This is a genomic window from Buttiauxella noackiae ATCC 51607, from assembly GCF_001654865.1.
In the GTDB taxonomy this organism is placed as follows: Bacteria; Pseudomonadota; Gammaproteobacteria; order Enterobacterales; family Enterobacteriaceae; genus Buttiauxella; species Buttiauxella noackiae.
The window spans coordinates 105,955-118,025 of sequence record NZ_LXEO01000047.1 but is presented as its reverse complement, the minus strand read 5'-3'; the positions used below and the strand labels follow the sequence as shown (position 1 = coordinate 118,025).

At 50.6% G+C, this 12,071-nt stretch carries 12 protein-coding genes; 4 read left to right on the top strand and 8 right to left on the bottom strand.

Annotated features, from left to right (window positions below):
- Window positions 1–23: 23 nt before the first annotated feature.
- The 3 genes from M979_RS14995 to ubiU form a co-directional block, all read right to left on the bottom strand.
- Entirely contained in the window at window positions 24–1,019 is a 996-nt protein-coding gene (locus tag M979_RS14995; protein WP_034459668.1) for a luciferase-like monooxygenase, read from the bottom strand.
- An 82-nt stretch (window positions 1,020–1,101) separates the two neighbouring features.
- On the bottom strand, window positions 1,102–1,986 hold the full coding sequence (locus M979_RS14990; RefSeq protein WP_034460127.1) for a U32 family peptidase: 885 nt from the start codon (window positions 1,984–1,986) through the stop codon (window positions 1,102–1,104).
- Between the two features lie 8 nt (window positions 1,987–1,994).
- Window positions 1,995–2,990, bottom strand: coding sequence for a ubiquinone anaerobic biosynthesis protein UbiU (ubiU, locus tag M979_RS14985; RefSeq protein ID WP_034459665.1), 996 nt, complete (start codon window positions 2,988–2,990; stop codon window positions 1,995–1,997).
- A gap of 247 nt (window positions 2,991–3,237) precedes the next feature.
- On the opposite strand from ubiU, the gene ubiT reads away from it, so the two are divergent.
- Both ubiT and M979_RS14975 read left to right on the top strand, forming a co-directional pair.
- Window positions 3,238–3,762 (top strand): ubiquinone anaerobic biosynthesis accessory factor UbiT, encoded by a 525-nt coding sequence (ubiT, locus tag M979_RS14980; protein ID WP_034459662.1) that lies wholly within the window; start codon window positions 3,238–3,240, stop codon window positions 3,760–3,762.
- A complete protein-coding gene (locus tag M979_RS14975) occupies window positions 3,756–4,262 on the top strand; it encodes a GNAT family N-acetyltransferase (RefSeq protein ID WP_064555424.1) in 507 nt (168 codons plus the stop codon). Before ubiT ends, M979_RS14975 begins: the two co-directional genes overlap by 7 nt.
- Window positions 4,263–4,332: 70 nt before the next feature.
- On the opposite strand, the gene M979_RS14970 is transcribed toward M979_RS14975, so the two are convergent.
- The gene (locus tag M979_RS14970; protein WP_064555422.1) at window positions 4,333–4,617 is read right to left on the bottom strand and encodes a GIY-YIG nuclease family protein; all 285 of its coding nucleotides are present in this window, start codon (window positions 4,615–4,617) and stop codon (window positions 4,333–4,335) included.
- Window positions 4,618–4,670: 53 nt separating this feature from the next.
- On the opposite strand from M979_RS14970, the gene M979_RS14965 reads away from it, so the two are divergent.
- Entirely contained in the window at window positions 4,671–5,114 is a 444-nt protein-coding gene (locus M979_RS14965; protein WP_064555420.1) for a YhbP family protein, read from the top strand.
- 15 nt (window positions 5,115–5,129) lie between these two features.
- Entirely contained in the window at window positions 5,130–5,771 is a 642-nt protein-coding gene (locus M979_RS14960; protein WP_034459650.1) for an NAD(P)H-binding protein, read from the top strand.
- A gap of 5 nt (window positions 5,772–5,776) precedes the next feature.
- Here the strand turns inward: M979_RS14960 and nrdG are convergent, their stop codons facing one another.
- The 4 genes from nrdG to treB all read right to left on the bottom strand — a co-directional run bounded on the left by nrdG (window position 5,777) and on the right by treB (window position 11,970).
- Window positions 5,777–6,241, bottom strand: coding sequence for an anaerobic ribonucleoside-triphosphate reductase-activating protein (nrdG, locus tag M979_RS14955; protein WP_064555418.1), 465 nt, complete (start codon window positions 6,239–6,241; stop codon window positions 5,777–5,779).
- Between the two features lie 107 nt (window positions 6,242–6,348).
- Window positions 6,349–8,499 carry an anaerobic ribonucleoside-triphosphate reductase gene (nrdD, locus tag M979_RS14950; RefSeq protein ID WP_064555416.1) on the bottom strand — a complete coding sequence of 717 codons (2,151 nt, stop codon included), beginning with the start codon at window positions 8,497–8,499 and terminating at the stop codon, window positions 6,349–6,351.
- Between the two features lie 345 nt (window positions 8,500–8,844).
- Window positions 8,845–10,503 (bottom strand): alpha,alpha-phosphotrehalase, encoded by a 1,659-nt coding sequence (treC, locus tag M979_RS14945; RefSeq protein WP_034459643.1) that lies wholly within the window; start codon window positions 10,501–10,503, stop codon window positions 8,845–8,847.
- Between the two features lie 48 nt (window positions 10,504–10,551).
- Window positions 10,552–11,970, bottom strand: a complete 1,419-nt coding sequence (gene treB, locus M979_RS14940) for a PTS trehalose transporter subunit IIBC (protein ID WP_034459639.1) — start codon at window positions 11,968–11,970, stop codon at window positions 10,552–10,554.
- Window positions 11,971–12,071 lie beyond the last annotated feature (101 nt).

The window sequence follows — 12,071 nt, the reverse complement described above, 5'->3', positions numbered from 1 at the left end:
CTCATCTGTGAGGGGCGAAAACTTTACAGGCTTTCGTACACATCCATCGCCAGGTCAAAGGAATGCAGACGAGCTTCGGTATCAAAAATTTGGCCGTTAACCATAATTTCATCAGCCTGCGTTTCACGCAGCAATGAGATCAGACCGTGGCGTACTTTCGCAATATCTCCCACCAGAGACATGCTCAATGCCTGCTGCACGCCATATTTCTCAGCCGGGCTCCAGAAGCTATCCATGTTTTCAATCGGCGGTGGCAACTGGCCAGTTTCACCACGACGTAATTTAGCGAAAGCTTGCTGCATCGAAGTGAACAGGAATTCAGCATCGCGGTTGCTGTCAGCGGCAATAATGTTAATACACACCATGGCGTACGGTTTTTCCAGTCGGGCAGATGGTTTGAACTGGGCACGATAAAGTTGCAGCGCCTGGAACAACATGTCGGGTGCAAAGTGTGAAGCAAAGGCAAACGGCAGCCCAAGTTGTGCCGCCAGTTGAGCGCTATACAAGCTTGAACCCAGCAGCCAGACAGGAATTTTAGTGTTGTAGCCAGGAACCGGGCGCACTGCCGGGTTTGGATCGGTTGCGTCAAACCACGAAACCAGCTCACTGACATCCCGCGGGAAGTTATCGATATCGCCACTCATATGGCGGCGTAATGCCATCATTGTGCGCTGATCGCTGCCTGGCGCGCGCCCTAATCCCAGGTCAATACGCCCAGGATAAAGCGTTTCCAGCGTACCAAACTGCTCGGCAATCACTAAAGGTGAGTGATTCGGCAACATTACGCCACCGGAACCGAGGCGCAAAGTTTCAGTATTTGCCGCCAGATAACCAATCAGCACGGATGTTGCCGCACTGGCGATACCGGTCATATTGTGGTGCTCAGCCAGCCAGTAGCGGTGATAGCCACGCTTTTCGGCAAGGCGAGCTAAATCCAGAGAGCGATGAAACGCGTCACGCGGCTGAGAGCCTTGTGGGATTGGGGCCAGATCGAGTAATGAGAAAGGAGTCTGAGACATAGCGGCTCACTCTGTTTATTGATGATTGCCTTTCAGTATTGCCGAAAACCATCAACAATTAAGTAACAAAGTGAGCCTTTTCTCAGCTATGAGTAACCAGTTCTAAGCCAGCGACGCGTCGCCAGTAACCATTACAATCGTTTTGCTGTGCCAGAGACAACGGCGCATTACCGTTCTCATTTTTGCGGAAGGCTTCCAGAACACGAAGTGTTTCCATGCCCATCGGTGATAAACGCACCATATCGACTAAGCCTTTCATCGACGCCAGTTCATTTCCGAGGTTGTACACATAACCGCTCATGGTCTGAATACCGTTTAGCACAAACACTTGCTGGTTTTCCTGAGACAACATATTGCGGCCGACAGGATATTTAATGCAGCAGGTTTCGCATTCATCTTTTGGCTTGTCTTCGGAACGCGCGGTGAAACAGCGTGCGGAATACGCCAAAGGCAAATGACCATAGCTGAGCACTTCGACTTCAAACTTATTGCGAATACCCAACTCATCACACTGAGTGAGCATGTTAGCCAACCAGTCACGCGAAAGCTCAACGGGCATACACCAACGAACCATGCCTTGTTTGTGCAGCAACCGTAGCGTCACCGCGTTATAGCAGTTGAGCGCATGGCCTGCGACAAACGGCAGTTTGCGTTCTGCCGCCATATTCACAGCACCGAGGTCATTGGCTTCAATCAGGAAATCACCGTTTTCAACATAGCGCTTGAGCTCGTTTAACTCGGAAGGAGCCTGAACCAACGCCAAAGTTGAAAGCACAACTTGCTTGCCCTGGCCTGCAAGGCTCTTCGCCATATCCAGCCAGTCGCCGGTTTTGGTTGCACGACGTTTGCTACATACCGATTCACCAAGATAAATCGTCTCGGCACTGCTGTTTGCCGCAGCCTGGTAAAATTTTTCCAACGTCTCTTTTGGCCAGTAGTACAGAACTGGCCCTAATGAATATTTCATGGTCATCCCTACTGCCATTTACGGTGATAGGCACCGAGAGTAGTTTGCGTACCTTCGGCCATTGCCCCCAGATCTTCCATCCACGCAGGTTTCGCACGGTAGTTTTCCGGATCAGCCATACACAGATCGATTGCCTGACGCCAGACTTTCGCCACTTGACTGACATAGGCCGGGCTACGCTGGCGGCCTTCGATTTTCACTGATGCAATATTCGCGGCTAATAATTCAGGCAGCAGCTCAAGTGTGTTCAGGCTAGTTGGTTCTTCGAGAGCGTGATATTTCTGATCGTCAACCAGATAGCGGCCTTTACACAGCGTTGGGTAACCTGCATTTTCACCATCCTGATACCTGTCGATAAGAACATCGTTGAGGCGTGATTCGAGGCCTTGTGGAGTTTGTTGCCAACGCACGAAACGCGCAGGAGAACATGCACCTACGGTATTTGGTGATTCGCCGGTCAGGTAGGAAGAAAGATAGCAACGCCCTTCGGCCATGATGCACAAGCTACCAAACGCAAAAACTTCCAGCGGCACGGGGGTCACTCGAGCCAACTGTTTTACCTGATGAATGGATAACACGCGCGGTAAAACAACGCGCGCAACGTCGAAGTTGCGATGATAAAAGCGGACAGCTTCTTCATTGGTGGCGGAGGCTTGTACCGATACGTGGCGCTCAATATGCGGGTAACGTTCAGCCGCGTATTCAAGCATGGCAAGGTCGGCCAGAATTAAAGCGTCGGCTCCGAGTTGCGCTGCCATATCTACTGCACGTTGCCAGCGAACGTAGCCGTCCGGATGCGCAAACGTATTGATAGCGATATGCAGTTTACGGCGATGTTGATGCACGTAACTTACCGCTTCTTGCAGTTTCTTCTCCGTGAAATTCAGTCCAGCAAAATGGCGAGCGTTGGTATCATCTTTAAGACCAATGTAAACCGCATCGGCACCATTATCGATGGCCGCTTTTAACGCCGGTAAGTTTCCAGCTGGGCAAAGCAACTCCATAATTTATCCTGAATCATTGGGTAACCTTAGAGGAAACCCATGCGGCCCAGTGTCGGACAGCAAAATTGTTAACGAACTGGGATTTTAGTTAACCCGTCCACGACAAATTTTGATTTAAGGCAGCTAATGGCGTATTGATGAAATCAATATGATGGTATTGATAACCCGCAAACTTGTTGATTTACACCGCTACGGAGAATGGCTGGTGTGTCAAAATAGCGGTTAAATTTCTCAAGGAGTAAAGCTTGTGTTGGATAAATTGCGTTCACGCCTGGTCCATCTTGGCCCGTCACTGTTAAGAACACCGGTTAAACTCACACCCTTTGCTCTAAAGCGCCAGGTGCTTGAACAGGTTCTTGGCTGGCAGTTCCGTCAGGCAATGGAAGAGGGTGAACTCGAATTTCTTGAGGGACGCTGGCTAAGTATTGAAGTGCGCGATCTCGGCCTAAAATGGTTTACTTCGGTACAAGACAACAAACTGGTTGTGCGTGAAGATGCTCCGGCTGATGTGAGTTTCAGTGCGACAGCCAACGATTTGTTGATGATCGCTGCTCGTAAACAAGATCCCGACACCCTGTTTTTCCAACGCCGCCTGATGATTGAAGGTGACACCGAACTGGGTCTGTACGTCAAAAATTTAATGGATGCCATTGAGCTGGATGCGATGCCAAAACCATTACGCATGCTGCTGCTGCAACTGGCTGATTTTGTCGAAGCGGGGATGAAACACAAACCTGCTCCAGAAAGTAACTCGGTAGGTGAGCCATGCTGATTCGTGTAGAAATACCTATTGATGCTCCAGGCATCGACGCTTTACTTCGCCGCTCCTTTAATGGCAATGGCGAAGCGGATTTGGTGAAGGATTTACGAGAAGACGGCCTGTTAACACTAGGTGTTGTTGCCACAGATGACGAAGGCCAGGTCGTCGGTTATGCCGCATTCAGTCCGGTTGCGGTAGAAGGTGAAGAGCTTCAGTGGGTTGGCCTCGCACCACTGGCTGTAGATGAGGCTTATCGCGGCCAGGGGCTGGCGAAAAAACTGGTTTATGAAGGGCTCGATTCACTCAATGAATTTGGCTATGCCGCTGTTGTAACGTTAGGCGAACCTGCGCTGTATAGCCGCTTTGGTTTTGTTCCAGCGGCGCAACATGGCTTGCGTTGTATCTGGCCCGATACCGAAGCCCATTTCTTGATTCATCCATTGGCTGATGACGCGCTTAATGGTGTCTCAGGGCTGGTGGAATATCACGAGCACTTTAATCGCGAATTTTAATCCCCATCATCTTTCGCGCTGCAGGGGTGTTTGGCTGCACTCCTGCAACACAAAATCTATTGGGGATATTTTATGTTTGAAGGTCTGCCAGCAGATCTTCAAAAGACAATTCCCCGGCAACTAAACACTCTTTCTGCGCTTTAGTTAGCTGCTTGATACGATACTCCAGGCGCAACGCGCTTGAGCGATCACCAACCAGATGGCTAAAGGCCAATGTTAACTCACCTTTCCCACGTAATGCTTTCGCGCCTTTCCCGGTCTGATGCTGATAGAAACGGCGTTCCACATCGGTGGTAATGCCCGTATATAAACGGTTATCGAGGGTGCGGACTAAATAGAGATACCAGGGGGACATAGGTCGGGCGCATAATTGATGTTTTCCGCAGAATATCACTCTTCAGGTTGCACATGGAAACTCTCAATGCCATCAGTCGTTGGCTGAACAAACAGCATGTACTGACTTACTGCGCAGGCAGTAATGGTGATTTATGGTGCGCTAACGCGTTCTACTTATTTGATGAACAACGTGTCGCTTTCTACCTGTTAAGCGAAACTCATACTCGTCATGGTGAGCTGATTGGTCAACAAGCCAATGTGGCCGGAACGGTAAATGGGCAGCCTAAAACCGTGGCGCTAATTCGTGGCGTACAGTTTCGTGGTGAAATCATGCGGGTTTCAGAGCAAGAAGCCGACAGCATTCGTGCTCGTTACTGCAAACGCTTCCCGGTGGCGCGAGTGATGAAGGCACCGGTGTGGAAAATTCGTCTTGATGAAATAAAAATGACCGATAACACGCTCGGTTTCGGTAAAAAGCTCCATTGGTTGCGAGATGACACTAAACTTGGTGAATAAGCAAGAGGAGATCTTATGAGCCGGGTTTTGATAACAGGAGCCACAGGGCTGGTTGGTGGGCACTTACTTCATATGCTGATTAACGAACCGCAAGTCAGCCACATCGTTGCTGCGACGCGGCGTCCATTGCCGCCGATGAACAAAGTCACCAACCCTCACGATCCCCAGCTAAGCGACGCTCTGACACAATTAACCGAACCGCTGGATGTCGTTTTTTGCTGTCTTGGCACCACGATGCGTGAGGCAGGAAGCAAAGAAGCTTTTGTGCTGGCGGATTACACGCTGGTGGTGGATACAGCCATCACCGGGCTACGTCTGGGAGCTAAACAGATGCTGGTGGTAAGCGCCATTGGCGCGAACAGCAAATCGCCATTCTTTTACAACCGTGTAAAAGGGGAGATGGAGGAGGCACTGATAGCGCAACAGTGGCCACGGTTGACGATTGCTCGTCCATCCATGCTGCTTGGCCATCGGGAATCACAGCGCTTAAATGAGTCGCTGTTTGCACCTTTGTTCAAAATCATGCCAGGGAAGTGGAAGTCCATTGAAGCAAGGGATGTGGCGAAAGCAATGCTGCATGAGGCGCTTAAACCCGCAGGCGAGGGTGTGAATATTCTGGACTCAAGCCAGTTACGTGAAATAGCAAAAGCCCCGTAAGGGGCTTAACGCAAATGATGTACGACCTGGTTGCTGCTGCCGCGCCAGACCAGCGCTGGGTCCTTCAAATCCTGAACAAACTTGCCGTCGATTAGCACGTTAATTAAATCAACCACTTCGTGCTGAGTTTCGGTTAATTCATCAAGCTTATAACCCGTCCACATCCAGATATCTTTGCCAGGACATTCAGCCCGAACCCGTTGCACCAGTTTCAGCACATCCGGCACGTTTTGTGGATGCAGCGGATCGCCGCCCGAAAGCGACAACCCCTGGCGACGTATCCGCGTATCGTTCAGATCGGCAATAATCCGGTCTTCCATTTCCTGGGTGAACGCCATACCGGAATTAACCCGCCAGGTGCTTTTGTTATAGCACCCAACGCATTCGTGCACGCAACCGGAAACAAACAGCGTACAGCGTGTTCCCGGCCCGTTGACGATGTCGACCGGGTAATACTGATGGATATTCATTTTCGCTTCTCACTTGCCATCATAGCTGCGTTAGCTGCTCTCAATCACTCTGGTCACTGACTTTAGTCAGCTCCCAGGGATTCTTCGTTTGCCGCCTTGCTCTGACGTCAATTGCTTTGCGAAAGGCCAATCTGCCCATTACCTAAATGCTTCACGCGACGCTTCACTTCTTCCTGCTTACCGGCGTTAAACGGACGTGCGTCCGGGCTGCCGAGATAACCACAAACACGGCGTGTTACCGATACACGAGCGGCATCGTGGTTGCCACATTTCGGGCAGGTGAAGCCTTTGCTGGTGCATTCAAACTCACCGGTAAAGCCACACTCGTAGCACTCATCAATTGGTGTATTGGTGCCGTAATACGGAACGTGTTTGTAGCTGTAATCCCACACATCTTCCAGCGCTTGCAGGTTATGCTGAATGTTCGGGTATTCGCCGTAACAGATAAAACCGCCGTTCGCGACCGGTGGATACGGTGCTTCAAAATCGATTTTGTCGTACGGGTTAACTTTTTTCTCAACATCTAAGTGGAAGCTGTTGGTGTAGTAACCTTTATCGGTGACGCCCGGAACCACGCCAAATTCAGCGGTATCAAGACGGCAGAAACGGTCGCACAGGTTTTCACTTGGCGTGCTGTACAGGCTGAAACCGTATCCGGTTTCGTCTTTCCAGGTGTCGGTGGCCTGGCGCAGACGTTCGACAATCGCCACGGCTTTCGCACGTAATTCTTCACTGTCATAAACGTGCTGGTTACCAAACAGTGCATTCACTGTTTCATGAATGCCGATATAACCCAGGGAGATCGACGCGCGGCCATTTTTAAAGATCTCAGAAACGTCATCGTCTGCTTTCAGGCGTACGCCACAAGCCCCTTCCATATACAGGATTGGCGCCACGCGAGCTTTTACCCCTTCCAGACGTGCGATACGTGTCATCAGCGCCTTGTAAGCCAGTTCCAGGCGGCTATCGAGAAGCGTCCAGAAAGTCGCTTCGTCACCTTTAGCTTCCAGCGCAATACGCGGTAGGTTCAGGCTGATCACACCGATGTTGTTGCGGCCATCGTGGATTTGCTCGCCATTTTCTTCGTACACACCGAGGAAACTGCGGCAGCCCATTGGCGTTTTGAACGAGCCGGTGACTTTCACAACCTGGTCGTAGTTCAGGATGTCCGGATACATGCGCTTGCTGGCACACTCCAGAGCGAGCTGCTTGATGTCGTAGTTCGCGTCGCCAGCCTTGTGGTTCAGGCCATCTTTAATCGCGAAGACCAGTTTTGGGAACACCGCCGTTTTACGGTTTTTGCCCAGACCCGCAATGCGATTACGCAGAATAGAGGTCTGAATCAGGCGTGATTCCCAGCTGGTTCCCAGGCCAAAACCGAAGGTCACGAATGGTGTCTGACCGTTAGCGGTGTGGAGCGTATTCACTTCATATTCCAGCGACTGGAAAGCGTCGTAACACTCTTTCTCAGTACGTGAAAGCGCATAACCTTTAGCGTCAGGGATCTGCCATTCTTCGGCGGTTTTGCGGTGTTTCTCAAAGCTTTCTGTTACAAACGGTGCCAGCACTTCATCAATACGGTTAATGGTGGTGCCGCCATAAATGTGGCTGGCAACCTGGGCAATGATTTGAGCAGTAACAGCTGTTGCTGTTGAGATAGATTTTGGCGGCTCAATTTCCGCATTACCCATTTTAAAGCCGTGCGTCAGCATACCTTTAAGATCGATAAGCATGCAGTTAAACATCGGGAAGAACGGGGAGTAATCCAGATCGTGGTAGTGAATATCACCACGTTCATGCGCCAGAACCACATCGCGCGGCAACAGATGCTGTGAGGCATAGTGTTTAGCCACGATACCGGCTAACAGGTCGCGCTGAGTCGGGATAACTTTGCTGTCTTTATTGGCATTTTCATTGAGCAAAGCGGAGTTGGTTTGTTCTACCAGACCCCGAATTTCTTGGTTCAGGCGGCCACGCTTCTCACGTTCGATATCGCGGTCATGGCGATATTCGATATAAGCGCGTGCAAGTTGCTTGTAGTCACCAGCCATCAGTTGGTTTTCAACTGCGGTCTGGATTTCGCCAATATCTACCTGGCTGCGGCCTTCCATCTGCGCACGGACAATATCTGCGACGGTGGCGCAATAGTCTGCGTCATCGACTCCCGCTGCTTTAGCTGCACGAAGAATAGCTTCTTTAATGCGCTCTGAAGTGAAAGGCACTTTGCACCCGTCTCTTTTCATCACATGCGGTGTCATGATTTCTCCATTTTAAAAAAGGTTATCCACAAAGGGATAGAAGGGTTCGCAAGCGGGATTCACTCGCTTTGCCATAGGCTTTGCATTTTTGGGCCTATGTTTATCCACAGATAATCCCCAGAATCGTCTGTGGTACTTGTTGCTATAATAGTCGAAAAATACAAGATATAGGGGCGGGGTGCATTTTAAGGTCTATATGTAGTGATTTGCATCAAAGATGTTTGCGATTTTATTGATGCAGAACAAAGTAAATCGGGCATAGCAGGAAGGATGGGCTGCGGACAAAACTCTTAAAATCAGAAGGAGGAGATCTCCCTCAAATATGAGGGAGAAATCGGATAAGGATTAACCTTGCAACCAATAAACAGCCTCGAATGGCCGTAAGCTTATCTCACCAGGTTTACTTCCAGGGTCAGAATAGTTGCTCATCAGCACATCCCAGTTACCTTCGAAGGCTTCCGGCATCCACCACTGGTTTTCACGGCTGAGGTTGGCTGCGACAACCAATGTTTGCCCTTGCCACTCACGGCGGTAACACCACAAATACGGGTGCTCCGGCAGCAGATCCTGATAGCTACCCCAGGTGAAAACAGGGTTTGCTTTGCGCAGTTTAATCAGCTGCTGGTAGGCATAAAACACCGAATCCGGGTCATCAACCGCCGCTTTGGCATTGATGGTTTGATAGTTATCGCAAAGGTTAATCCACGGTGTTCCCTGGGTGAAACCTGCGTTTTCGCCATCGTCCCACTGCATCGGTGTGCGGCTGTTATCACGTGATTTGCTGGCAAGAATAGCCAGCAGATTATCGCTATCTCTGCCTTGCGCACGCAGTTCGGCGTACATGTTGTGGCTTTCCACATCGCGATAATCAACGATACGTTTGAAGTGTGGATTGGTCATCCCCAGCTCTTCGCCCTGATAAATATAAGGCGTGCCTTGCATACCGTGCAGCACCATGCCCAGCATCTTCGCCGCAGGAACGCGCAATTCACCTTCATCACCAAAGCGCGACACAATTCGCGGCTGGTCGTGGTTACACCAGAACAGCGCATTCCACGCCACGTTGTGCATGCCTTGTTGCCAGTGGCTGAAAATCGCTTTCAGCGCGACGTAATCAGGAGCCGCCAGCGTCCATTTTTGCCCGCCAGGGTAGTCCACTTTTAGATGGTGGAAGTTAAACGTCATCGACAGTTCATTGCTGTTCAGCGCCGCATATTGCTGGCAGTTATCAAGCGTGGTTGATGACATTTCACCAACCGTCATCAACCCGCGTGGCGTAAACACATCGCGGCTGAATTCTTGCAGATATTCGTGAATGCGTGGCCCATCGGTATAAAAACGACGCCCGTCACCGCCATCAATATCGCTTGGGAAATCTTGATCTTTCGATATCAGGTTGATCACATCGAGGCGTAAACCATCCACGCCGCGATCGGACCAGAACTCGCAGACTTTCTTCAGTTCCGCACGAACCTGCGGATTTTCCCAGTTCAGATCCGCCTGCTCTGGAGCAAACAGATGCAGATAATACTGGCCGCTTTCCGCATGCCAGCGCCAGGCGTTACCACCGAATTTAGAGCGCCAGTTGTTAGGCACCAGATCTGGCGTACCATCGCGCCAGATATAAAATTCGCGGTAAGGGCTCTCTTTATTCAGCGCCTCGTGGAACCAGGCGTGCTGCGTAGAGGTATGGTTAAAGACCATATCCAGGATGATGCGAATCCCACGGTCATGCGCTTGTGCGACCAGTTTGTCGAAATCATCCAGTGTGCCGTAAGTCGGATCAATCGCGCAGTAGTTGGCAACGTCGTAGCCATTATCAATCTGCGGGGAGATATAAAACGGGGTCAGCCAAATGGCATCAACGCCCAGCAGTTTTAAGTAGTCGAGGCGTTTAATGACGCCAGCAAGATCGCCGGTACCGCTGCCGGTCGTATCCTGAAAACTCTTCGGGTAGATCTGGTAGATGACACCATGTTGCCACCATGGAGGAGTTGTATTCATAAATCATTCCTAAATCTAAGGGGCCAATACTGGCCCCAGAAAAACAAACTACACCACTAGCAATGTGCCCTGACGGTATTTGCGCTTATACATCACGCTGGTCAGTACGATTGGCACGATGACGGCAATCAGAATTGCCAGGGAGTAAACTTCCCAGTAACGTGGCTGGATGGACAGAATGCCAGGCAAGCCACCGACGCCAATCCCATTTGCCATCACACCACTGAGGCCACACAGCAAGCCTGCAAGTCCTGAGCCAACCATCGCGCAAAGCATTGGGAAGCGGTACTTCAGGTTGATGCCGTACATCGCCGGTTCGGTAACACCGAGGTAAGCGGAAATCGCCGCCGGAACTGAAATCTCACGTTCGTTATGTTTGCGGCTGCAAATAATGATGCCGACAACCGCTGATGCCTGAGCAATGTTAGACAGTGCAATCAGTGGCCATACCGGTGTGCCGCCCATGCTCTGAATCATCTGCATATCAATGGCGAGTGTTGTCTGATGCACACCGGTAATCACCAGCGGTGCGTACAGGAAGCCAAAGAGTGCTGCACCAATCGGTGCAAAGCTGCCGGTCATCAAGTGGCGAACCGCAAAGGCCACACCGTCACCAATCCAGCGACCAAACGGGCCTATAAACGCATGTGCCAGGAACACAGCCAGAATCAGCGAACAAACAGGCACTATTACAAGATAGAGGTAATCTGGAACGATGCGTTTCAGACGCGTCTCAATAAAGCCAAGAGCCAGGCCCGCCAGCAGTGCTGGAATCACCTGCGCCTGGTAGCCCACTTTTTCGATGGTGAACCAGCCAAAGTTCCAAACTTCCGGAATTTTGCTACCTAATTCATAGGCGTTCATCAATTGTGGTGATACGAGTGTTACGCCAAGCACAATCCCAAGGATAGGCGTTCCGCCCATTTTCCGCACAGCTGACCAGCAAATACCAACCGGCAGGTAGAAGAAAATTGCCTCGCCGATCAGCCACAAGAAGTCGTAGATGGATTGCAAAGAAGGGTGCATCTGCGCCAGCGTGAGCCCGTTGCTCATTGGCAAATCGCCGATCACATTACGGAAGCCGAGTATCAAACCACCGCTGATCAACGCCGGTAAAAGCGGGAAGAAGATCTCTGCAAAATGGGAAATTAACTGCTCATGCCATTTCATGTTCTGGCGTGCGGCGAGCTTCGCTTGTTCTTTATCGGCGGAGCTGTGCCCTGTGGCGGCAATCAACGCCTGATAGTAATCACCCACTTCAGGGCCAATCACAACCTGGAACTGTCCGGCATTGGTAAAGCAGCCTTTAACCATCGGCAGCTCTTCAATCTCTTTTGGTGAAGCTGCTTGTGGGTTGTTCAACACAAAACGCAACCGGGTAATGCAATGACTCACGGTTGCGATATTGCCCCGTCCGCCGACCAGGTCTATCAGCTTTTCTATATCCTGTTGTTTCACTTTGGCCATGATGAGGTTCCAGAGTAAGGAGTAATTATCTGCCAGCAAGGTTATCTTTTAATCTTTTCTTCGGAAATGGGAACGTTCCCGAAATAAGGCGACGATCACAA

Bases quoted from the DNA above. Each gene is read 5' to 3' on its own strand.
- M979_RS14995 (WP_034459668.1), bottom strand. From the start codon at position 1,019: ATGTCTCAGACTCCTTTCTCATTACTCGATCTGGCCCCAATCCCACAA.
- M979_RS14990 (WP_034460127.1), bottom strand. From the start codon at position 1,986: ATGAAATATTCATTAGGGCCAGTTCTGTACTACTGGCCAAAAGAGACG.
- ubiU (WP_034459665.1), bottom strand. From the start codon at position 2,990: ATGGAGTTGCTTTGCCCAGCTGGAAACTTACCGGCGTTAAAAGCGGCC.
- M979_RS14975 (WP_064555424.1), top strand. From the start codon at position 3,756: ATGCTGATTCGTGTAGAAATACCTATTGATGCTCCAGGCATCGACGCT.
- M979_RS14970 (WP_064555422.1), bottom strand. From the start codon at position 4,617: ATGTCCCCCTGGTATCTCTATTTAGTCCGCACCCTCGATAACCGTTTA.
- M979_RS14965 (WP_064555420.1), top strand. From the start codon at position 4,671: ATGGAAACTCTCAATGCCATCAGTCGTTGGCTGAACAAACAGCATGTA.
- M979_RS14960 (WP_034459650.1), top strand. From the start codon at position 5,130: ATGAGCCGGGTTTTGATAACAGGAGCCACAGGGCTGGTTGGTGGGCAC.
- nrdG (WP_064555418.1), bottom strand. From the start codon at position 6,241: ATGAATATCCATCAGTATTACCCGGTCGACATCGTCAACGGGCCGGGA.
- nrdD (WP_064555416.1), bottom strand. From the start codon at position 8,499: ATGACACCGCATGTGATGAAAAGAGACGGGTGCAAAGTGCCTTTCACT.
- treC (WP_034459643.1), bottom strand. From the start codon at position 10,503: ATGAATACAACTCCTCCATGGTGGCAACATGGTGTCATCTACCAGATC.
- treB (WP_034459639.1), bottom strand. From the start codon at position 11,970: ATGGCCAAAGTGAAACAACAGGATATAGAAAAGCTGATAGACCTGGTC.